This window comes from Pseudomonas sp. HMSC076A11, from assembly GCF_001810205.1.
GTDB classification, from domain to species: Bacteria; Pseudomonadota; Gammaproteobacteria; order Pseudomonadales; family Pseudomonadaceae; genus Pseudomonas; species Pseudomonas aeruginosa.
In genome coordinates, this window is sequence record NZ_KV800293.1 from 208,715 (window position 1) to 231,266 (window position 22,552).

Here is a 22,552-nt window from a genome sequence, read left to right on the forward strand (position 1 = left end):
TCAGCCTTCGTAGTGCAGGCGGCAGCCTTCGTCGGCCTGCCGGCCCAGCGCTTCGCGGACCTGCGGGCGGGCGTGGCGCAATACCAGGCGGCGGCCCTCAGCGTGCAGGCGGCGGGCTTCCTGCTGCAACAGCACTGCGCCGGCGAAGTCGATGAAGTTCACCTGGCGGGCGTCCAGCACCAGCCGTGGCCTGTCGCATTGGCGCATGAGGCGTTGCAGGTAGTCGCAGGCGCCGAAGAAGATCGAGCCTTCGATGCGTAGCACTTCTTCCTCGTCGTTGTGCTGGCGCAGTACGCGTGGTGTCGAGGTGCGCCGCAGGTAGAAGACCAGCGACGCCAGCACTCCCGCGTAGATGGCGTTCTGCAGCGGCAACAGCAGCGTGGCCAGGGCGGTTAGGCCGGCCACCAGGCATTCGGCGCGGCCGCTGCGGTAGAGCGCGCGGAGCGCCGGGCGGTCGATCAGGCCCCAGGCGATCAGCAGGATGCCTGCGGCCATCGCCGGCAACGGTATATGCTCGATCAGGCGCGCACCGAGCACGGCCAGCAAAACCACCCAGAGCGCCGAAAACGCACCCGCCAGCGGGGAGCGCGCACCGGCTTCCAGATTGAGCCCGGAGCGGGTGAAGGAACCCGCCGACAGGCTCGCCGACAGCCAAGGCCCGAGCAGGTTCGACAGGCCCTGGGCGCGGACCTCCTGGTTGGCATCGAACGCGTCTCCCTGGCGCGCGGCCAGGGCGCGGGCGATCGATAGGCTGGTGACCAGCCCGAGCATGCCGCAGGCCACCGCCGCAGGTAGCAGGTCGAGGATCGATCGGGAATCGAAGACCAGCGGACTCCAGCCCGGCAGTGCGCTCGATAAGGCCTGCACATGGGCTACCGAGGCGAAGGTCCCGGGTAGCGCCCAGACCAGCGTGGCACCGCCCAGCAAGCCAAGCAGCAGGGCCGGCCAGCGCGGTCGCAGGCGCCTGACCAGCAGGCTGAGCGCGAAGCTGAAGCCGCCCACCAGCAGCGATGGGCCATCGAACTCGGCGAACCGCGCCAGCAGCCGCCAGCCGTTTCCCGGCGCTGCGCCCTCCCCGCTCGCGGCCAGGCCGAGAAGATAGGGCAGTTGGCCGAGGACGATCAGCAGCGCCGCGCCAAGGGTGAAGCCGAGCATCACCGAATGCGAGACGAAATTGACCAGCGACCCGACGCGCAGGACGCCGAGCAGCCACTGGAAGGCGCCGGCGAGAAAGGTCAGCAGCAGCACGGCCTGGACGTATTGCGGGCTGCCCAGCGGCGCCAGCGGGGCCACCGAACTGAACAGCAGCACCGAGATCGCCGCGGTGGGACCGCTCACCAGGTAGCGCGACGAGCCCCACAGGCAGGCGATCGCCACTGGCAGCATCGCCGCGTACAGGCCGTACTCCGCTGGCAGGCCGGCGATCAGCGCATAGGCCATCGATTGCGGCAGTGCCAGGATTGCGCCATTCAGGCCGACCCAGGCCTCGCGCCCGAGCATGCCCCGGTGCAGCCCCGGTAGCCAGGCGAGGAACGGCAGCAAGCGCGTCCACATGGCGCTATGGCTGGCCGCGAACCGCGGCCAGGGCGTCGCCGCCGTCGCGGCTGGTCACCCCTTGCAGCCAGGCCTCGAGCACCCGCGGGTTGGCCTTGAGCCAGGCGCGGGTCGCCGAGGCCGGAGTCGCCGTGCCTTCCAGCGCGTCGCTCATCAGGCGGTTCTCCATGTCCAGGTCGAAGCGCAGGTTGGCCAGCAGCCGCGCCGGGTTCGGGCACTGCGCGGCGTAGCCCTTGCGTGCCAGGGTGTAGACCTGGCCGCGGTCGCCGAAGTACTGCTCGCCGCCTTCCAGGTAGCGCAGGTCATGGCGGATGTTCATCGGGTGCGGCGTCCAGCCGAGGAACACCAGCCAGCGCTGGCGCTTCTCGGCCCGGCCGAGTTCGGCGAGCATCGCCTGCTCGCTGGACTCCACCAGCTTCCAGTCGCCGAGGCCGAACTGGTTGGCGTCGATCATCTTCTGGATCGACTGATTGGCCGGCGCGCCGGAGCCGATCCCGTACAGCTTGCGGTTGAAGCGTTGCCCTTGCGCGGCGAGGTCCTCGAAGCGGTGTACGCCGGCGTCCCAGACGTAGCGCGGCACCGCCAGGGTGAAGCGGGTGCCGTCGAGGTTGCGACCGAGGCGTTCGACCTGGCCGCTGGCGACGAACTTGTCGTGATAGTCCTGGTGCGCGGGCATCCAGCCGCCGAGGAAGGCGTCCACCTGGCCGTCGCGCAGGCCGCCATAGATGATCGGCACCGACAGGGTATCGATCTTCACCTGGTAGCCGAGGCTTTCCAGGAGAAACGCGGCAGTGGCGTTGGTTACCGCGATATCGCTCCAGCCTGGATCGGCCAGCCTGACGCGGGCACAGGCGGGGTCTTCGGCGTATAGCGAGGCGCTGCCCAGGAACAGGGTGGCGGCCAGCAGGCAGGTGGGAAGCCGGTTCATGGAAGTGCCCTCGTGCTCAGGGTTGCGGGAAGCGCGCGCGGCGCTCGAGATCGTCCAGGTCGATATGGTTGCGCATGTACTGCTGGCTGGCATCGACCCACGGCTGGTGGTCCCAGCTGGCCAGCCGTCCTCGCGCCAGCGCGGCGGCCACCAGGCGTCGGCGGCGCTGGCTGTCGAGTACGGCGCGGGTGATCGCGGGGATGTCCCAGCGTCGCCGGGCCTCGTCGAGGAACGCCTCGAACGTTCCGCGATGGGCCGGACTGGCGGCGAGGTTCTCGCGCTCCTGCGGGTCGTTGCGCAGGTCGTAGAGCAGGCAGGGGTCCTGCTCGGAGTAGATGAACTTGTAGTCGCCGCGGCGGATCATCATCAGCGGGCTGAGGGTGCCCTCGGCGGTGTATTCGCCGATCACCTCGTCATGCCCGCTGCCGTCGCGCAGGTGCGGCAGCAGCGAGCGGCCTTCCAGCGGCAGGCGTGGATCGACCTGGCCGCCGGCCAGCTCCACCAGGGTCGGCAGCAGGTCCACGGTGGATACCGAAGCGCCGATGCGGCGCGGCGCGAAGCGCGCCGGCGCATGGACCAGCAGCGGCACGCGCGCGGCCATCTCGAACCAGTGCATCTTGTACCAGAGGCCGCGCTCGCCGAGCATGTCGCCATGGTCGCCGGAGAACACCACGATGGTGTCGTCGGCCAGCCCGCATTCCTCCAGGGTCGCCAGCAGCGCACCGATCTGCGCGTCGACGTAGCTGCAGGCGCCGAAGTAGGCACGCCGGGCGGCGCGGATGCGCTCCTCGGGCAACGGCTTGTCCCACAGGTCGATGACCTTCAGCAGGCGTTGCGAATGAGGGTCCTGCTCCTCCTGGGCGAAGCGCTGGCGCGGCAGCGGGATGTCCTCGTCGCGGTAGAGATTCCAGTAGCTCGCCGGGATGCTGTAGGGGTCGTGCGGATGGGTCATCGACACGGTCAGGCAGAATGGCTGGCCGGCGTGCTGGCGAACATGGTCGTAGAGGTACTGGCGGGCCTTGAACACCACCTCCTCGTCGAAGTCCAGCTGGTTGGTGCGCACGCAGGGACCGGCCTGCAAAACCGAGGACATGTTGTGGTACCAGCTCGGGCGCACCTCCGGCTCGTCCCAGTTCACCGCCCAGCCATAGTCCGCCGGATAGATGTCGCTGGTCAGGCGTTCCTCGTAGCCGTGCAACTGGTCGGGACCGCAGAAGTGCATCTTGCCCGACAGCGCCGTGCGATAGCCGAGGTTGCGCAGGTAGTGGGCGTAGGTGGGGGTATCGGCGGCGAAGTCCGCGGCGTTGTCCCAGGCGCCGATGCGGGTAGGTAAGCGACCGCTGACCAGGGTGAAGCGCGACGGCGCGCAGAGCGGGCTGTTGCAGTATGCCGAGTCGAACACCACGGCCCGTTCGGCGAGGCGCGAGAGGTGAGGCATGCGCAGCGCCGAGCGCGGATCGTGAAGCGGCAGCAGCGGCGCGGCCATCTGGTCGGCCATGATGAACAGGATGTTCGGCGAGGTCTTCATCGGGCGGCTTATCCCATGCGATTGGGTTATGCGATAGTGCTGCGTCGATCATCAGTGCATCGAAATCCCTGGTAAACCGCATGGGGCTGGATGCGTTGGATAAGCCTGGCTTATGGGAGAACGCCTCATGCCGCTGTCCCTCGACCTGCTCCGGGTATTCGAGTCCGCCGCCCGCCAGCTCAGCTTCACCGCTGCCGCCGAGGAGCTGGGGACCACCCAGCCTGCGGTCAGCCAGCAGATCAAACGCCTGGAGAAAGAGCTGGCGACCCCTCTGTTCCAGCGCGTTCATCGAGGCATCGTGCTCACCGACGCCGGCCAGCTTCTGCTCCGCCACGTGGCCGCCGGCCTCGAGACGATCGATGCCGGCATCGCCGCGCTGGGCGCGCGCCAGCGCCACGAGGTGCTCCAGGTGGCCACCGACTACGCCTTCGCTGCCTACTGGCTGATGCCGCGCCTTCCGCGCTTCCATCAGGCCCATCCGCACCTGGACGTGAGCCTGGTGACCAGCGAGCGCGGCCTGGCCGGCCAGCGCGGCGATATCGACGTGGCGATCCTGTTCGGCGACGGTCGTTCCAAGCACGGCGAAGCGCACCGGCTGTTTCGCGAGGAGGTGTTCCCGGTCTGTAGCCCGCGCCTGGTCGAGGGATTGCAGTTGCCGCTGGCCAAGGCGCACCTGGCGCGCCTGCCGATGCTGCATCTGAAGCCGGCGCAGCACGCCCGCTGGTTCGACTGGCCGGCGTTGTTCGAAGCGTTGGCCATCGATCGGCAGCCGATTCCGGCGGTGCTCAGCTTCGACAACTACACCTTGCTGATCCAGGCGGCCATCGCCGGCCAGGGCGTGGCCATCGGCTGGCGCCACCTGGTCGACGGCCTGCTCGAACAGGGGCTGCTTTGCCGGCCCATTGGCGAGAGCTGCCTGTCGCGATACGGGTACTATGCGGTATTGCCGGAGCGCAAGCGGCGCCAGCGGCTGGTCGACGGTTTCGTCGACTGGCTACAGGCCGAGTTGCAGGCCGGCGGCGCTTGAAGAGGTGATGATGAACGAGTATTCCACCCCCCGCATCCAGGGCTTCCATGCTCACGTCTATTTCGATGCGCAGAGCATCGAGCGAGCCCGCGCCCTTTGCGAAGAGGCGGCGCGGCGCTTTCCGCTGAAGATGGGGCGGGTCCATGAGCGGCCGGTAGGGCCGCATCCGGACTGGAGCTGCCAACTGGCGTTCGCTCCCGAGGTGTTCGGCGAGCTGGTGCCCTGGCTGGCCATCCATCGGCAGGACCTGGTGGTGTTCATCCACCCGGTCACCGGCAACGATCTGCTCGACCATCGCGACCGAGCCATCTGGATGGGAGCCATTCGCCCGCTGGACCTGTCGATCCTGGACGAAGGCCCGCAACGCTATGACTTCGCCGTGCCTTGAGGCGCGGTCATCGTCATCCAGTCGTGCAGTTCGCATTGCAGCTCGCCCAGTGCCGTCACCAGGTCGTCGACGGCATCGGCGAGCTTGCGCACGGAGCTTTCGCCGCAGGCGATCTCCAGTTGGTGGCAGGCGCGTTCCACGGCGTGGGCGTGGATCAGCGAGGCCATGCCCGCCAGGCGGTGCGCCAGCTCGTTGAGTTCCTGGGTCTGCTCGCGCTCCTGGGCGCGCCGCAGCTTGCGGGTGTCTTCGTTGTTGCTGGTCATCAGCTGCGCGACGAGCAGGCGGCTGATCTCCGGTTGGTTGGCGCGGTCGCCCAGGGCGGCGGTCAGGTCGAACGTTCGCATGGGATCCTCAGATCAGCTCGTGGCGGCGGGCGAAATCGATCAGGCCGGCCAGGGAATGGGCGTTGAGTTTCAGCATGATGCGTGACTTGTAGGTGCTCACGGTTTTCTCGCTGAGGAACAGCTGCTGGGCGATGGCCTTGTTGGTATTGCCGTTGGCCAGGTACTGCAGCACGGTCATCTCGCGGTCGGAAAGGCTTTCCAGCATGCGGGCCTCGTTGTCGCGGCTCTGCTGGTTGATGCTGCGCAACGCCCCGGTGGGGAAGTGGATGTAGCCGGCCAGCACGGCCTTGGCGGCGAGCAGCAGCTCGGAGAGGTTTTCCCTTTTGCTGACGAAGCCCATGGCGCCGGCCTGCAGGCATCGCGGGGCGAACTGCGCCGGATTCTGCCGGGTCAGGACCAGGACCTTGGTGTCCAGCTTCAGGGACTTCAGGCGGGCTATCACTTCGAGACCGTCGATCTTGGGGATGCCGATGTCCAGGATGGCCAGGTCGGGAGACTTCTTGCGGGCTACCTGCAGGGCTTCGGCACCGTTGTCGGCCTCGCCGACGATGGTGAAACCGTCGCGCTCGAACAGCAAGCGCACGGCCAGGCGGATAGCGGGATGATCATCGACGATCAGCACCTTACTCATGCGAACCTTCTTTGAATGCGTTGGCTATTTGGGTGAGGCGCTATTCAAGGCTTCGGCAGAGTCGGCGGACAATAAGACGTTTCTGAAAGTGACCGTGAATTTTTCCTCACGGTTCTGGCAGCGTGCAACGCAAGGCCAGGCGCAGCGGGTTGCCTGCGCCTGGCGAATGCCGCTGTCAGGGTCTGTCAGCGTGCGTTGCGCACGCCTTCGGCCAGCTCGCCGCACAGGGCGAGGACATCCTTGACCGCCTGGGCATTGTCGCGGGCCTTGGCGATCCGGTCGATCAGCGCCGAGCCGACCACCACGCCGTCGGCCAACCGCGCGACCGCGGCGGCGTGTTCGGCGCTGCGGATGCCGAAGCCGATACCGATCGGCAGGTCGGTATGCCGGCGCAGGCGCGCCACCGCTTCCTCGACGTGTTCCAGGGTCGCCGCGTTGGCGCCGGTGACGCCGGCCACCGACACGTAGTAGACGAACCCGGAACTGCCTTCTAGCACCGTCGGCAGGCGCTGGTCGCCGGTGGTCGGGGTGGTCAGGCGGATGAAGTCGAGGCCGGCGGCCTGGGCCGGGTGGCAGAGGTCTTCGTTGTGCTCCGGCGGCAGGTCGACCACGATCAGGCCGTCCACTCCCACCTCCTTCGCCTCGGCGATGAAGCGTTCGACGCCGTAGTGGTGGATCGGGTTGAAGTAGCCCATCAGCACCAGGGGCGTCTCGCTGTCGCCGCTGCGGAATTCGCGGACCATCTGCAACGTCCTGGCCAGGGTCTGGCCGCCGTCCAGGGCGCGGATGTTGGCCAACTGGATGGCCGGGCCGTCCGCCATCGGATCGGTGAACGGCATGCCCAGTTCGATCACGTCGGCTCCGGCCGCCGGCAGGCCTTTGAGGATTTCCAGGGAAGACGCGTAGTCCGGGTCGCCGGCGGTGACGAAGGTCACCAGGGCGGCGCGGTTTTCCTGCTTGAGCTGGGCGAAGCGGGTCTGCAGGCGGCTCATGCTTTCGACTCCTGTTGCATGTGGTGCATGACGGTCTGCATGTCCTTGTCGCCGCGACCGGACAGGTTCACCACCATGATGTGCTCCTTGGGCAGGCTGGGCGCACGCTTGAAGACCTCGGCCAGGGCATGGGAGCTTTCCAGTGCCGGGATGATGCCTTCGAGGCGGCAGCAGGTGTGGAAGGCCTCCAGGGCTTCGTCGTCGGTGATCGAGGTGTACTCGACGCGGCCGGTGTCGTGCAGCCAGGCGTGTTCCGGGCCGATGCCGGGATAGTCGAGGCCGGCGGAGATGGAGTGTGCGTCGATGATCTGGCCATCCGCGTCCTGCAGCAGGAAGGTGCGGTTGCCGTGCAGCACGCCGGGAACCCCGCCGTTCAGGCTGGCCGCGTGCTTGCCGGTGTCGATGCCGTGGCCGGCGGCTTCCACGCCGACGATCTGCACCCCGGCGTCGTCGAGGAACGGGTGGAACAGGCCCATGGCGTTGGAGCCGCCGCCGATGCAGGCGACCAGCGAATCGGGCAGGCGCCCTTCCTTCTCGGCCAGTTGCTCGCGGGTTTCCTTGCCGATCACCGCCTGGAAGTCGCGGACCATCGCCGGGTACGGATGCGGGCCGGCGACCGTGCCGATCAGGTAGAAGGTGCTGTCGACGTTGGTCACCCAGTCGCGCAGCGCCTCGTTCATGGCGTCCTTCAGGGTACCGGTGCCGGCGGTCACCGGGATCACCTCGGCGCCCAGCAGCTTCATGCGGAAGACGTTGGCCTGCTGCCGGTCGATGTCGGTGGTGCCCATGTAGATCACGCACTGCAGGCCGAAACGCGCGGCGACAGTGGCGGTGGCCACGCCGTGCATGCCGGCGCCGGTCTCGGCGATGATGCGTTTCTTGCCCATGCGCCGGGCCAGGAGGATCTGGCCGATGCAGTTGTTGATCTTGTGCGCGCCGGTATGGTTCAGCTCCTCGCGCTTGAGGTAGATCTTCGCCCCGCCGCAGTGCTCGGTCAGGCGCTCGGCGAAGTACAGCGGGCTCGGCCGACCGACGTAGTCGCGCTGGAAGTAGGCCAGTTCCTCCTGGAACGCCGGGTCGTCCTTGGCCTTCTCGTACTCGCGGGCGAGGTCGAGGATCAGCGGCATCAGGGTCTCGGCGACGTACTGGCCGCCGAAGCGACCGAACAGGCCCTTGGCGTCGGGGCCGTTGCGATAGGAAGTCATGGAGGGCTCCAGGAAATGACGTATGGGCAGAATCTAATCCCCCCGCCGGGTAAAAGAAACCGATAAGATTGCTCAAACCTGTCAGGAAAACTCACGAATAGCCATGAGCCGCGACCTCCCTTCCCTGAATGCCCTGCGCGCTTTCGAAGCCGCTGCCCGGTTGCACAGCATCAGCCTGGCGGCTGAGGAACTGCACGTTACCCATGGCGCCGTGAGCCGGCAGGTGCGGTTGCTCGAGGACGATCTCGGGGTGGCCCTGTTCGGCAAGGATGGACGCGGCGTAAAACTCACCGATTCCGGCGTTCGCCTGCGTGACGCCTGCGGCGATGCGTTCGAGCGACTGCGTGGCGTCTGTGCCGAGCTGCGCCGGCAGACCGCCGAGGCCCCGTTCGTCCTCGGCGTACCCGGCAGCCTGCTGGCGCGCTGGTTCATCCCGCGGCTGGACCAGCTCAACCGTGCCCTCCCCGACCTGCGCCTGCAACTGTCCACCAGCGAGGGCGAGTTCGATCCGCGTCGTCCCGGCCTGGACGCCATGCTCTGGTTCGCCGAGCCGCCCTGGCCGGCGGACATGCAGGTCTTCGAACTGGCGCCCGAGCGCATGGGCCCGGTGGTCAGCCCGCGCCTGGCGCAGGAAACCGGCCTGGCCCAGGCGCCCGCCGCGCGGCTGTTGCAGGAGCCGCTGCTGCATACCGCCTCGCGACCCCAGGCCTGGCCGGCTTGGGCCGCGAGCCAGGGGCTGGCGGCGGAGGCGCTGCGCTATGGCCAGGGGTTCGAGCATCTCTACTACCTGCTGGAAGCGGCGGTGGCGGGCCTCGGCGTGGCCATCGCCCCGGAGGCGCTGGTCCGCGACGATCTCGCCGCAGGCCGCCTGGCGGCGCCCTGGGGCTTCATCGAGACCGATGCGCGCCTGGCCCTGTGGGTACCGGCGCGCCTGCACGATCCGCGTGCCGGGCGCCTGGCGCAATGGTTGCGGGAGCAGTTGGCAGGCTGAGCGCTGGCGATTTGCTGCACTTTTCCGGCTCGGCTAGTGTCCATTGAACAGAGGCGCCCGTCGGGCGCGAAGAACCAGGCATCGTCCGGGGAGAGAGTTCATGTCCAATCACCACACCTACAAGAAGATCGAACTGGTCGGCTCGTCCAAGACCAGCATCGAGGACGCCATCAACAACGCCCTCGCCGAAGCGGCGAAGAGCATCCAGCATCTGGAATGGTTCGAGGTGGTGGATACCCGCGGGCACATCGAGAACGGCGCCGTCGGCCATTACCAGGTGACCCTGAAAGTAGGGTTCCGTATCGCCAATAGCTGATGGCACCCTGGAAACCTGTCCACGATCGCCTGCGCCCTGGAAAGGCCGCCGTGTCTTTCCGCTTCGCCGGATCATGCACAGGCTATGAGGGCGGCGTGCCTCCATGGGCGGCGCGCTCGTCTCAACCTTGCCGCATTTGGCAAGCCTGACCCGTTCGGGTCTTCATCCATGCAACGAGGGAATGTGTTCATGAAGAAGTTGATGTTGGCAGTCGGCCTGTTTGCCGTGGCGGGCAGCGCATTCGCCGCCAAGCCCTGTGAGGAACTGAAAGCCGAGATCGATGCGAAGATCAAGGCCAACGGCGTTCCTGCCTACACCCTGGAAATCGTCGACAAGGGCAGCGTCACCGACAAGAAGGTAGTCGGCACCTGCGACGGCGGCACCAAGGAAATCGTCTACCAGCGCGGCTGATGCAGCGCCTGCGACGAGCAGTATCCGGGGCCGGCTTTCCCATGGGAGCCGGCCCTTTCTTTTTGCCGCGATGAGTACCCTGCCAACGATGGGTCTTGTTGCAGTTCGTCGAGAAGGCGTGCCATCTAACGGATTAATCCCAAAGTCTGTGTTAGGTTTTTCGGCACGCCCAGATGGCCTTGTGCCTTACTTCCGGATTGTCCGACTCATGGAAGACGGATTTCGGAATATTCCTGCTTACCCGCTGTAGCCGCTGGGCCAACATCGCGCCTTTCTGTATTTCAAGGAATGAAATCGTGGCTCTCCATCGCCTGGCCTTTATCTTCCTGTGCCTGCCGCTCATGGCCAGCGCCGCCCCCTTCACCTCCCCCGGCGACCGCGACCTGATCCGCGACCGCCAGCAGCGCCTGCTGGACGAACAGCGCAAGCGCCTGGAGGAACTCCAGCAACTGCCCGGCAAGGGAGCGCCCGCCGCTGCGGATGCCTCCGGCGACGACGAGCGCTGCTTCGAGATCCGCCGCATCGAGCTGGAGGGCGCCGGGCACCTCGGCGAAAGCGCGCGTCGCCAACTGCTGGCGCCCTACCAGGGGCGCTGCCTGGGCGTCGGCCAGCTCAATGCGCTGCTCAAGGCCGTCACCGACCATTACCTGGATCGCGGCTACGTCACCACCCGCGCCTACCTGCCACAGCAGGACCTGGCCTCCGGGACCCTGCGCATCATCGTCGTCGAAGGCCGCCTGGAGGGCCTGGACAGCTCCGCGCTGGCCAGCCCGCGCGAACTGGCGATGAGCTTTCCGGGCAGGACCGGCGAGTTGCTCGACCTGCGCGAACTGGAGCAACTGGTCGACCAGTTGAGCCGCCTGCCGTCGCGCCAGGCGCAACTGGAGCTGGTGCCCGGCAGCGAGGTCGGCGGCAGCCGGGTGCGTCTCAAGGGCGAGCGCGACAAGCCCTGGCGGGTCTCCGCCACGCGCAACAACGACGGCGACGTCAGCACCGGCGAGCAGCAGATGGGCCTGGGCCTGGACTGGGACAGCCCGCTGGGCCTGGCCGACCAGCTCAACCTGCGCGCCAACCGCGACGCGGTGACCGACCGCTGGCGCCATTCCGACAGCCAGAGCCTGTTCTACAGCCTGCCCTGGGGCTGGTGGACCTTCACCTACGGCTACAGCCAGAGCGACTACCGCACGCGCAACGAGGCCAGCGGCTTCCCCTTCAAGCTCGATGGCGACAGCCGCAGCCACCAGTTCCGCGCCGAACGCGTGCTGCACCGCGACGGTGTGAGCAAGACCGCCATGAGCCTGGGGCTCAGCCACCAGCGCACCAACAACTATGTCGAAGACACCCGCCTGGAAGACCAGAGCACGCGGATCACCGAGACCCAGCTCGGCTTCAACCACGGCCGGCGGATCGGCAGCGGCTTCGTCAACCTCGACCTCGGCTGGCAGCAGGGCATCGGCGCCCTTGGCGCGCAGGGTCGCGGCCACCCGCAGGCGGGCGATCCGCATGCGCGCTACGACAAGTACAGCCTGACCCTCAGCTACCTGCAGCCGTTCCAGCTATGGGGCGAGCGCTTCAGCTTCGACAGCCTGGCCACTGGGCAGAGGAGCGAGGACGTGCTGTTCAGCCCGCAGCGCATCAGCCTCGGCGGCAACAGCTCGGTGCGCGGCTTCAAGGACCAGACCCTGACCGGCGACAGCGGCGGCTACTGGCGCAACCAGTTGCGCTGGCGGCGCGCGGTGGAGTGGGCGCCGCTGCGGCCCTGGCTGCAGGAATACGGCGTGGCCTTCGCCTACGACGTCGGCGTGATCCGCCACGACCGCTACAACGACGGCGCCAGCGGGCGCATGAGCGGCAACGCCATCGAACTGGATGCCCGGGGCCGCTATTTCGCCGCCAGCGTCGGCTTCGCCCGCTCGCTGGAGCGGCCCAGCGCCATTGAGCGGCGCGAGCACCCGATCTATTTCCGGGTCGACGCGTTCTTCTGAAGACGCGGCGACCTCCTGAACGCTTTAGGAAAGCGCCTACCTGCATCGAGGCCCTTTCCTTGGAAAACCTTGCTTAACCTCGCCGGGCCCCTACCCGCCAAGGAGTAACGATATGGACATCCGCAGCCCGCTGAACCAGTGCATCGCCCTGTCCCTGGCCGGCATCCTGTTCCTCAACCCGATCGTCGCCACGGCGGCGGGGCTGGCGCTGGACAAGGCCGCCGGCGGCAACACCGGCCTGGGCCAGGCGGGCAACGGCGTGCCCATCGTCAATATCGCCACGCCCAACGGCGCCGGGTTGTCGAACAACCATTTCCGCGACTACAACGTCGGCGCCAACGGGCTGATCCTCAACAACGCTACCGGCAAGACCCAGGGTACCCAGCTCGGCGGGATCATCCTCGGCAACCCCAACCTCAAGGGCCAGGCGGCGCAGGTGATCCTCAACCAGGTCACCGGCGGCAACCGCAGCACCCTGGCCGGCTACACCGAGGTGGCCGGGCAGTCGGCGCGGGTGATCGTCGCCAACCCGCACGGCATCACCTGCCAGGGCTGCGGCTTCATCAACACGCCGCGCGCGACCCTCACCACCGGCAAGCCGATCATGGACGGCCAGCGCCTGGAGCGCTTCCAGGTGGACGGCGGCGACATCGTCGTCGAAGGCGCCGAACTGAACGTCGGCAACCTCGAACAGTTCGACCTGATCACCCGCAGCGCCAAGCTCAACGCCAAGCTCTACGCGAAGAACCTCAACATCGTCACCGGCCGCAACGACGTCCAGGCCGACAGCCTGCAGGCCACGCCGCGCGCCGCCGATGGCAGCGAGAAGCCGCAGCTGGCGATCGACAGCTCGGCGCTGGGCGGGATGTACGCCGGGGCGATCCGCCTGGTCGGCACCGAGCAGGGCGTGGGGGTGAAGCTGGCCGGCGACATGGCCGCCAGCGGCGGCGACATCCGCATCGACGCCAGCGGCAAGCTGAGTCTGGCCCAGGCCTCCAGCCAGGGCGACCTGAAGATCGCGGCCCAGGCCGTGGAGCTGAATGGCAAGACCTACGCCGGCGGCAGCGCCGAGATCCGCAGCGCGGAGGAACTGGTCAACCGGCAGAGCCTGGCGGCGCGCGAACGCATCGCGCTGGACGCCGCGCGCCTCGACAACGCCGGGGTGATCGAAGCCGGCGTCGAGCCAGACGAGCGGCGCAACGCCCGCGGCGACCTCGAGCTGCGCAGCGGCACCCTGCGCAACGCCGGCAGCCTGGTGGCCAGCCGCGCGCTGGAAGCGAAGGCGAGCCAGGCGCTGGACAACCAGGGCGGCAGCCTGAAGGGGGCGACCGTCCGGGTCGACGGCGGACACCTGGACAACCGTGGCGGCAAGCTGCTCGCCGAGGGCGAACTGCGGGTCGAGGCGAGCAGCCTGGATAACCGCCAGGACGGCCTGTTGCAGAGCCGGGACCGCGCCGTGGTCAAGACCCGTGGCGATCTCGACAACCGTGGCGGCCAGGTGATCGGCCTGAACGATCTGGAGGTCGGCGCGGCGACGCTCGACAACGGCCAGCAAGGCCTGCTCGGCAGCCAGCAGTCCACCCGCGTCAGCGCCCAGGCGCTGGTCAACCGGGGGGGACGGCGAAGTCTCCGGCAAGCGCGTCGAGGCCCGCGTCGGCAGCCTCGACAATCGCGGCGGCAAGCTGATCGGCGACGACCTGCTGGTGGTCGCCAGCGGTGCCATCGACAACCGCCTCGGCTTGTTCTCCGCAGCCAACCGCCTCGACCTGCGGGCGCGCAGCCTGGACAACAGCGGCAAGGGCACTCTGAGCAGCCGGGGCGGCCTGGAGGTCAGCCTCGGCGGCCTGCTGGACAACCGCGATGAAGGCAACCTGCTCAGCCAGGGCGCGCAGCGCGTGACGGTGGGGCAACTGGACAACCGCGCCGGCGGCCTGCTGTCGAGCCGCAGCGAGTTGAACGTCCACGGCGCCAGCCTGGACAACCGTGGCGGCGTGCTGGTGGCCGACGCCGGCCTGAGCGCCACGGGAGGCGCCTTCGACAACCGCGACGGCGGCAGCGCCAGCGGCAAGGCTGGCGTGCGCGTGGAGGTCGCCAGCCTGCGCAACGACCAGGGTGGCAAGCTGCTCAGCGATGGCCGCCTGGACCTCGCAGCGAACGCCGTCGGCAACGCCGGAGGGCGTATCGCCGCCAAGGGCGACCTGCAGGCGACGCTTGGCAGCCTGGCCCAGCAAGGTGGCGAACTGGTCAGCGAAAAGACCCTGAAGGTCGCGGCCGACACGCTCGACAACAGCCAGTCCGGGCTGATCGCCGCGAATGGCGGCATCGCTATCGAGGCGCGGCAGGTCGACAACCGCGCCGGCGAGATTTCCAGCACCTCGAAGGTCGCCGTGAACGCCCGCGAGCAACTGGACAACCGCGGCGGCAAGGTCATCGGCGACAGCGGCCTGCGCCTCACCGTGCAGCGCCTGCTGAACCAGGCCAAGGGGGTGCTGGCCGGGCGCGACGGCCTGAGTCTGGACGGCGGCGAACTGTTCAACGGCGACGGCGGTCGGCTCGACAGCCAGAACGGCCTGAGCGTGAGCCTCGGCGGCGTGCTGCACAACCAGGGCGGCGCGCTGGTCAGCGAAGGCAGCCTGACGGCGCGCGCCGCGCGCCTGGACAACCGTGGCGGGACCTTCTCCAGCGCCGGTGCGCTGGCGCTGACCAGCCAGGCCGCGCTGGACAACCAGGGCGGCAGGCTGCTCAGCGATGCCGGCGTGACGCTGAAGGGCGCCAGCCTCGACAACAGCCGTTCCGGCGTGATCAGCGCCAAGGGTGCGGTGGATATCCGCACCGGCGTGCTGGACAACAGCCGCAACGGCGGCATCGGCAGCAACGCCGGCATCACCCTGGTGGCCGCCCGGCTGGACAACGGCCAGCAGGGCCGGGTCAGCGCCAAGGGCCTGCTCGACGCCAACCTGAAAGGCCTCGACCAGCGCGGAGGCGGCGTTCTGGTCAGCGAAACCGGCGTCACCCTCGACCTCAATGGCGGCACGCTGGTCAACCGCGACGGCGGCCTGATCGCCACGCCCGGCGCGCTGCTGCTGCGCCAGCTCGGCGCGGTGGACAACGGCGCCGGCGGGGAAATTTCCAGCGACCGCGCCTTCACCCTCGCCGCCGCCAGCCTGGACAACCGCGGCGGGCGCCTGATCGGCGCCGCCAGCCTGACCCTGCGCATCGCCCAGGCCCTGGACAACAGCCTGGGCGGGGTGATCTCCGGCGCCGCCGGCCTGGACATCGCGGCCGCTCGCCTGGACAACAGCGCCAAGGGCACCCTGGCCAGCCGCGCCGGCATCGACCTGCGCGTCGACGGCGCGCTGGACAACCACGCCGAAGGCACCGTTTCCGGCGCCCGCCTGACGCTCGCCAGCGCCTCCCTGGACAACAGCGGCAAGGGCCTGCTCTCCGGCAACGCCGGCCTGAGCGTCGCCACTGGCGCGCTGGACAACGCCGAGGGTGGCCAGTTGATCAGCCAGGGCGTGCTGGACGTCAGCAGCGCCGACCTCGACAACCGTGGCGGCGCCCTCAGTGGCAAGCAGTCGCTGCGCCTGAGCGCCGCCAACCTGGACAACCGTGGCGGCCTGCTGACCAGCGACGGCGAACTGGAACTGACGGCAGGGCGCGTCGACTCCGCCGACGGCGGCGAAATCTCCGCCCGGGGCGACCTGCGCCTGACGGTCGAGCGCCTGGTGCAACGCCAGGGCCGGCTGATCGGCGAGCGCGGCGTCAGTCTCGACCTGCGGGGCGGCGACCTGGACAACCAGGGCGGCCTGATCAGTGCCCGCGGCCCGCTGAGCATCGAGCGGCTGAACGTCCTCGACAACCGCCAGGGCGGCGAGATTTCCAGCCAGCAGGGCTTCGAGCTGCTGGCCAGGCGCATCGACAACGGCCAGCAGGGGCGCATCATCAGCGCCGGGAAACTGCGCCTGGACGCCGACGCGCTGGGCAACGCCGGCGCCGGCCTGCTCTCCGGATGGCAGGGCCTGACGGTGACAGGCGGGAGCCTGGACAACAGCGCCGGCGGCACCCTTTCGAGCAAGGACGGCGAGCTGGCCATCAGCCTCGGCGGCGCGCTGGACAACCACGGCCAGGGCGCCCTGGTCAGCAAGGGCGCGCAACGGATCGACGCCGCCAGCCTGGATAACGCCCAGGGCATCGTCTCCGGCGAAAGCGACGTGACCCTGAGCATCGCCGGGAAGCTGGACAACGGCCAGGGCGGCCTGGTCTCGGCGCAGCGCGCGCTGAGCTTCGAGCGCGACGATACGCTGCTGAACAACGCCGGCGGCCGGATCAACGGCGGCAGCCTGCTGCTCAAGGGCGCCAGCCTGGATAACAGCGACGGCCAGTTGATCAGCCAGGGCCGGCTCGACGCCATCCTCGGCGGCGCCCTGGTCAACGCCGGCGCGGCGCGCCTGGCCAGCGGCGGCGACCTGCTGCTGCGCAGCGCCAGCGTCGACAACCGCGGCGGCAAGCTGGTCAGCCAGGGGCTGCTGGAGATCACCACCGGCAGCCTCGACAACAGCGCCTCCGGCACCCTCGCCAGCCAGGCCGACATGAGCCTGCGCCTGGGCGGCGGCGCCCTGCGCAACCAGCAGGACGGCCTGATCTTCAGCCAGGCCGGCGCCCTCGAGGTGCAGGCCGGCAGCCTGGACAACCGCCAGGGCACGCTCCAGGCCCAGGGCGACAACCGGCTGCGTATCGGTGGCGCGCTGGACAACCAGGGCGGCCGCCTGGACAGCCGGGCCGGCAACCTCGACCTGCAGAGCGGCAGCCTCGACAACGGCGCCGGCGGCGTGCTCAACAGCGCCAAGGGTTGGCTGACGCTGGTCACCGGGCTGTTCGACAACAGCGCCGGCGTCACCCAGGCGCAGTCGCTGGAGATTCGCGCCGGGCAAGGCGTGCGCAACCAGCAGGGCCATCTCTCGGCGCTGGGCGGCGACAACCGCATCGTCACCGCCGACTTCGACAACCAGGGTGGCGGCCTCTACGCCAGCGGCCTGCTCAGCCTCGACGGCCAGCGTTTCCTCAACCAGGGCGCGGCGGCGGGCCAGGGCGGCAAGGTCGGCGCCGGGCGCATCGACTTCAGCCTGGCCGGCGCGCTGGCCAACCGCTTCGGCCAGTTGGAAAGCGAAAGCGAGCTGCACCTGCGCGCCGCCGCGATCGACAACAGCGGCGGCAGCCTGCGCGCCCTCGGCCGCAGCGGCAGCACGCGGCTGGTCGCTGGCGGCCTGAACAACGCCTACGGCGTGCTGGAAAGCGCCAACCAGGACCTCGACCTGCAACTGGGCAGCCTGGCCAACGCCGGCGGGCGCATCCTCCACACCGGCAACGGCACCTTCGGCCTGGATTCCGCGCAGGTGATCCGCGCCGGCGGCGAACTGACCACCAATGGCCTGCTGGACATCCGCGCCAGCGAATGGACCAACAGCAGCGTGCTGCAAGCCGGACGCCTGAACCTGGACATCGGCACCTTCCGCCAGACGGCCGAGGGCAAGCTGCTGGCGGTGCAGTCCTTCACTGGCCGCGGCGGCGACTGGAGCAACGACGGCCTGCTGGCCAGCGACGGCAGCTTCCGCCTCGACCTGAGCGGCGGCTACCGTGGCAACGGCCGCGCCACCAGCCTCGGCGACTTCGCCCTGAACGCCGCCAGCCTCGACCTCGGCAACGCCGCCAGCCTCGCCGGCGGCGCCAATGTCACGCTCGGCGCCGGCAACCTGCTGGTCAACCGTGGGCGGATCACCGCCGCCGGCGACCTCGTGGCCAGCGCCGCGAGCCTGAACAACTACGGCACCCTGGGCGGCGGCGGCAACCTGCGATTGAACGCGCCCGCCCTGCTCAACGAGCGCGGGTTGCTGTTCAGTGGCGCCGACATGACCCTGCGCGCCGGCGACATCACCAACCTCTACGGGGATGTGTACAGCCTCGGCAGGCTGGATATCGCCCGCGACGATGCCGGCAACCGTGCCGCCAGCCTGCGCAACCTTTCCGGGGTGATCGAGAGCGGCAAGGACTTCAGCCTGCGTGCCAGCCTGATCGAGAACCGTCGCGCCGTGCTGGAAAGCAAGTCGGGCCTGTACACCGCGAAGATGGAGCAGACCGCCTGCATCGAAGGCGTCAACGCGGGCGACTGCAGCGGCAAGCGCAACGCCATCTGGACCATCACCCAGCGCGACAAGACCGAGGTCACTGCCAGCAGCGCCATGGGGCAACTGCTGGCCGGAGGCGACTTCGCCATCGACGGCGGCACCCTGAACAACCTTTCCAGCCTGATCGGCAGCGGCGGCAACCTCACCGCCAACCTCGAAGTCCTCGACAACCAGGGCCTGGAAACCGGCGAGCTGGAAACCATCCGCGTGCTGCGTACCGCTCGCGGCGGCGATATCGGCGGCATCGACCAGAAGTCGCGCAACTTCACCAACCTCTACTGGTACCAGAGCGCCAATTTCGACCCGGCGCGCGCGGGCGAGATTCCCGCCGCGCTCAACGCGATCCTCAGCGACTGGTCCTTCGAGTACGAATTCCCGAGCAAGGGGCCGACCCCGATCAGCAGTGGCGACCAGTCCTACGCAGCGGTGATCCAGGCCGCCGGCGACGTCACGGTCAATGCCAGCACGCGCATCGACAACGGCGTCACCCGCCCCGGCTACACCTTCGTCGGCAGCGGCCGCCAGGTGGGCGACAGCGCGGTGGGCGGCAGCGGGGTTTCGGTGGTCGTGCCGCTGACCTCGCAACTGCCGCCCGACCTGGCGCGGCGCCAGGTCAACCCGGTTACCCTGCCCGGCTTCAGCCTGCCCCAGGGTGACAACGGCCTGTTCCGTCTCAGCTCGCGCTTCGCCGAGGACGGCAATGGCAGCGCCGCGCTCGGTGCCGGCGCCGACCGCACCCAGGGCGGTAGCGGCGTCTCGGTCGGCCAGCAAGGCGCCGGCAACGCCGCCGGTACCTGGCAGGGCCAGGGCGTGCGAGTCGACGGCCTGGCTGGCGCGGCCAACGTCCAGGGTCAGGGCGGCAGCACGCTCGGCGGTAGCCTGCCGGGCGTCGCCCGGGTCCAGGGCGTGCCCGGCAACGCCACGCCGAGCGCCAGCCACAAGTACCTGATCGAGACCAACCCGGCGCTCACCGAACTGAAGCAGTTCCTCAACTCGGACTACCTGCTCAGCGGCCTGGGCATGAACCCGGACGATAGCAAGAAGCGTCTCGGCGACGGTCTCTACGAGCAGCGGCTGATCCGCGACGCGGTGGTGGCGCGCACCGGCCAGCGCTACATCGACGGGCTGAGCAGCGACGAGGCGCTGTTCCGCTACCTGATGGACAACGCCATCGCTTACAAGGACCAACTGCACCTGCAACTGGGTGTGGGCCTGAGCGCGGAGCAGATGGCGGCGCTGACCCACGACATCGTCTGGCTGGAAGAGGTCGAGGTGAACGGCGAGAAGGTCCTCGCGCCGGTGGTCTACCTGGCTCAGGCGGAGGGTCGGCTGGCACCCAACGGTGCGCTGATCCAGGGCCGCGACGTGAAGCTGGTGAGCGGCGGCGACCTGCATAACGTCGGCACCCTGCGCGCGCGGAACGACCTCTCGGCGACGGCCGACAACCTCGACAACAGCGGCCTGATCGAGGCCGGCAAGCGCCTCGACCTGCTTGCCGGCGACTCGATCCGCAACCGCCAGGGCGGGGTCATCGCCGGGCGTGACGTGAGCCTCACCGCGCTGACCGGCGACGTGATCAACGAACGCAGCGTGACCCGCTACGACAGCGCGCTCGACGGCCGCACCTGGGAACGCAGCTTCGCCGACAGCGCCGCGCGGGTGGAGGCGGCGAACAGCCTGAACGTCCAGGCCGGACGCGACATCGCCAACCTCGGCGGGGTGCTGCAGAGCCGCGGCGACCTCAGCCTCGACGCCGGACGCGACGTCACCGTCGCCGCCGTCGAGGACCGCCAGGGCCAGACCCGCTGGAGCACGTCGCGGCTCCAGAGCGTGACCCAGCTCGGCGCCGAAGTCAGCGCCGGGCGGGACCTGAACGTCAGCGCCGGCCGCGACTTGACGGCGGTGGCCAGCACCCTCGAAGCGCGCCGCGACATCGCCCTCTCCGCCGGGCGCGACGTGACCCTGGCGGCGGCGGCGAACGAGGAGCATGCCTACAGCAAGACCAGGAAGGTCACCTACCAGGAAGACAAGGTTGCCCAGCAAGGCACCCGCGTGGACGCCGGCGGCGACCTGGCGATCAATGCCGGACAGGACCTGCGCCTGATCGCGAGCCAGGCCAGCGCCGGCGACGAGGCCTACCTGGTGGCCGGCGACAAGCTGGAACTGCTGGCCGCCAACGACAGCAACTACTACCTGTACGACAAGAAGAAGAAAGGCGACTTCGGCCGCAAGGAAACCCGGCGCGACGAAGTCACCGACGTCAAGGCGGTGGGCAGCCAGATCAGCAGCGGCGGCGACCTCACTCTGCTCAGCGGCGGCGACCAGACCTACCAGGGCGCGAAGCTGGAATCGGGCAACGACCTGGCCATCGTCAGCGGCGGCGCGGTGACCTTCGACGCGGTGAAGGACCTGCACCAGGAGAGCCACGAGAAGAGCAAGGGCGACCTGGCGTGGCAGTCGTCGAAGGGCAAGGGCCAGACCGACGAAACCGTGCGCCAGAGCCAGATCGTGGCCCAGGGGAATCTGGCGATCAAGGCCGTGGAAGGGCTGAAGATCGACCTTAAGCATATCGACCAGAAGACCGTGAGCCAGACCATCGACGCGATGGTGCAGGCGGATCCGCAACTGGCGTGGCTGAAGGAGGCCGAGCAGCGCGGGGATGTGGACTGGCGCATGGTGCAGGAGGTGCACGATAGCTGGAAGTACAGTAACTCGGGCATGGGGCCGGCGACGCAGATAGCTGTCGCCATCGCGGCGGCAGCCATCGGTGGCATGGCGGCAGCGGGAGCGCTCAGTGGAGCAGGAGTGGGTGCCAGTAGCTTCGCCATGGGCGCAGGAGTTGGTGCGGCAGGAAGCCTGTCGGGCACGGCAGCGGTCAGCCTGATCAACAACAAGGGCGATCTCGGGAAGGTGCTGAAAGACAGCTTCAGTAGCGACAGTCTGAAGCAGATTGCTATTGCGAGCCTGACCGGGGGGCTGACGGCTGAGTACTTCGACGGGATTCTTCAGACCAAGACTGATCCGCTTACTGGAAAGGTCACGGTAGACCTCAGCAGCCTATCTGGTGTTGGTCGCTTCGCTGCCAATCAGGCGATGCAGAACGCTACATCCACTGTACTGAGCCAGGCCTTGGGCCAGGGCGGGAGCCTGAACGAGGCGCTGAAGAGCGCGCTCTACAACAGTTTCGCGGCGGCAGGTTTCAACTTCGTCGGCGATATCGGCCAGGAATACAGCCTGAAGCCAGGCGATCCTTCGATGGTGACCATGCACGCCCTGATGGGTGGCCTGGCGGCGCAGGTCAGCGGTGGCGATTTCGCCACGGGCGCCGCGGCGGCTGGCGCCAATGAAGCGCTGGTGGCCAAGCTAGACCAGGCCTTCAAGAGCTTGAGCCCTGAGAACCGTGAAGCCATGGTCACTATGGGGTCGCAATTGGTTGGTGTTCTGGCTGCGGCGGTACGCGATCCCGATGCGACAGGCAAAGCTCTGGAAAGCGCTGCTTGGGTAGCGAAGAACTCGACGCAATACAACTTCCTCAACCATCAGGATGTGGCCGATCTGGATAATGCCTTGCAGAAATGCAAGTCCCAGGGAAATTGCCGTCAGGTAGAGGAAGAGTTCAAGGCGCGTAGCGACGAGAACCGGCGGAGGTTGAATGGCTGCGTGGCTGTGGGTAATTGCGCGGAGATTCGTGCGGAGATCGATGCGGGGTCTACGGCTCTCAACGAGCTGGTGGCCCGGCAGGAAACAGCTAATCCGGGAGGAAGTGACAGCGATATAGCCTACGGTTTCCTGATGGGCCGAAATGTTGTCGACTGGACGACGGCTGGTCAGTTGCACCTGGAGCAGACCGCCAACCTCTGGTGGAACGGTAATCCACAGTGGCAGAAGGAAGTCGGTGCATACCTGGACCAGACGGGGTTCAATCCGTTCGGAATCGGCGTTCCGGCAATGGGCGGTGCCGCTGGCAAGGTAACGGCCAAGGCGCTCATGAATGCGCTGAAGGCGGGAGAGTTGCCCAAAGGAGAGGTGGCCCCAGGAAAGGCTAATCTGCCTACCATTGGGGCGTT

The 22,552-nt window shown here is 68.3% G+C and carries 13 protein-coding genes and 1 pseudogene; 7 read left to right on the forward strand and 7 right to left on the reverse strand.

What is annotated here, in order from left to right:
- From HMPREF2716_RS11900 to betC, 3 genes are read right to left on the reverse strand one after another with little or no spacing between them, the layout of a single operon-like run.
- Complete coding sequence (locus HMPREF2716_RS11900) at positions 1-1,554, reverse strand: SulP family inorganic anion transporter (protein WP_023518232.1); 1,554 nt, start codon at positions 1,552-1,554, stop codon at positions 1-3.
- 4 nt (positions 1,555-1,558) lie between these two features.
- Entirely contained in the window at positions 1,559-2,482 is a 924-nt protein-coding gene (locus tag HMPREF2716_RS11905) for a choline ABC transporter substrate-binding protein (protein ID WP_003115797.1), read from the reverse strand.
- Between the two features lie 16 nt (positions 2,483-2,498).
- Complete coding sequence (gene betC / locus HMPREF2716_RS11910; protein WP_003120673.1) at positions 2,499-4,010, reverse strand: choline-sulfatase; 1,512 nt, start codon at positions 4,008-4,010, stop codon at positions 2,499-2,501.
- 112 nt (positions 4,011-4,122) lie between these two features.
- Here betC and HMPREF2716_RS11915 point away from each other — a divergent pair, with 112 nt between their 5' ends.
- Together HMPREF2716_RS11915 and HMPREF2716_RS11920 are read left to right on the forward strand one after the other, a co-directional pair.
- Positions 4,123-5,037 carry a choline sulfate utilization transcriptional regulator gene (locus tag HMPREF2716_RS11915; RefSeq protein ID WP_003122286.1) on the forward strand — a complete coding sequence of 305 codons (915 nt, stop codon included), beginning with the start codon at positions 4,123-4,125 and terminating at the stop codon, positions 5,035-5,037.
- Between the two features lie 10 nt (positions 5,038-5,047).
- The gene (locus tag HMPREF2716_RS11920) at positions 5,048-5,425 is read left to right on the forward strand and encodes a DOPA 4,5-dioxygenase family protein (RefSeq protein WP_003114635.1); all 378 of its coding nucleotides are present in this window, start codon (positions 5,048-5,050) and stop codon (positions 5,423-5,425) included.
- On the opposite strand, the gene HMPREF2716_RS11925 is transcribed toward HMPREF2716_RS11920, so the two are convergent.
- From HMPREF2716_RS11925 to trpB, 4 genes are all read right to left on the reverse strand, one after another.
- Positions 5,404-5,769: an Hpt domain-containing protein gene (locus HMPREF2716_RS11925; RefSeq protein WP_003097330.1), complete on the reverse strand. Its 366-nt coding sequence runs from the start codon at positions 5,767-5,769 to the stop codon at positions 5,404-5,406. The genes HMPREF2716_RS11920 and HMPREF2716_RS11925 overlap by 22 nt on opposite strands.
- A gap of 7 nt (positions 5,770-5,776) precedes the next feature.
- Positions 5,777-6,400 carry a response regulator transcription factor gene (locus HMPREF2716_RS11930; protein ID WP_003111192.1) on the reverse strand — a complete coding sequence of 208 codons (624 nt, stop codon included), beginning with the start codon at positions 6,398-6,400 and terminating at the stop codon, positions 5,777-5,779.
- A gap of 185 nt (positions 6,401-6,585) precedes the next feature.
- Positions 6,586-7,392 carry a tryptophan synthase subunit alpha gene (gene trpA / locus HMPREF2716_RS11935; protein ID WP_003097337.1) on the reverse strand — a complete coding sequence of 269 codons (807 nt, stop codon included), beginning with the start codon at positions 7,390-7,392 and terminating at the stop codon, positions 6,586-6,588.
- On the reverse strand, positions 7,389-8,597 hold the full coding sequence (gene trpB / locus HMPREF2716_RS11940) for a tryptophan synthase subunit beta (protein WP_003097340.1): 1,209 nt from the start codon (positions 8,595-8,597) through the stop codon (positions 7,389-7,391). The genes trpA and trpB overlap by 4 nt, the downstream gene beginning before the upstream one ends.
- 103 nt (positions 8,598-8,700) lie before the next feature.
- Between trpB and trpI the strand changes: the two genes are divergently transcribed.
- The 5 genes and pseudogenes from trpI to tpsA2 all read left to right on the forward strand — a co-directional run.
- Positions 8,701-9,588 carry a trpBA operon transcriptional activator TrpI gene (gene trpI / locus HMPREF2716_RS11945; RefSeq protein WP_003122282.1) on the forward strand — a complete coding sequence of 296 codons (888 nt, stop codon included), beginning with the start codon at positions 8,701-8,703 and terminating at the stop codon, positions 9,586-9,588.
- Positions 9,589-9,688: 100 nt separating this feature from the next.
- Positions 9,689-9,904, forward strand: coding sequence for a dodecin (locus tag HMPREF2716_RS11950; protein ID WP_003097345.1), 216 nt, complete (start codon positions 9,689-9,691; stop codon positions 9,902-9,904).
- A gap of 183 nt (positions 9,905-10,087) precedes the next feature.
- Entirely contained in the window at positions 10,088-10,315 is a 228-nt protein-coding gene (locus HMPREF2716_RS11955) for a DUF1161 domain-containing protein (RefSeq protein WP_003097347.1), read from the forward strand.
- 296 nt (positions 10,316-10,611) lie between these two features.
- The gene (gene tpsB2, locus HMPREF2716_RS11960) at positions 10,612-12,300 is read left to right on the forward strand and encodes a two-partner secretion system transporter TpsB2 (RefSeq protein WP_023104719.1); all 1,689 of its coding nucleotides are present in this window, start codon (positions 10,612-10,614) and stop codon (positions 12,298-12,300) included.
- A 112-nt stretch (positions 12,301-12,412) separates the two neighbouring features.
- A pseudogene (gene tpsA2 / locus HMPREF2716_RS11965) lies at positions 12,413-22,552 on the forward strand (two-partner secretion system putative hemagglutinin TpsA2); the annotation flags it as partial.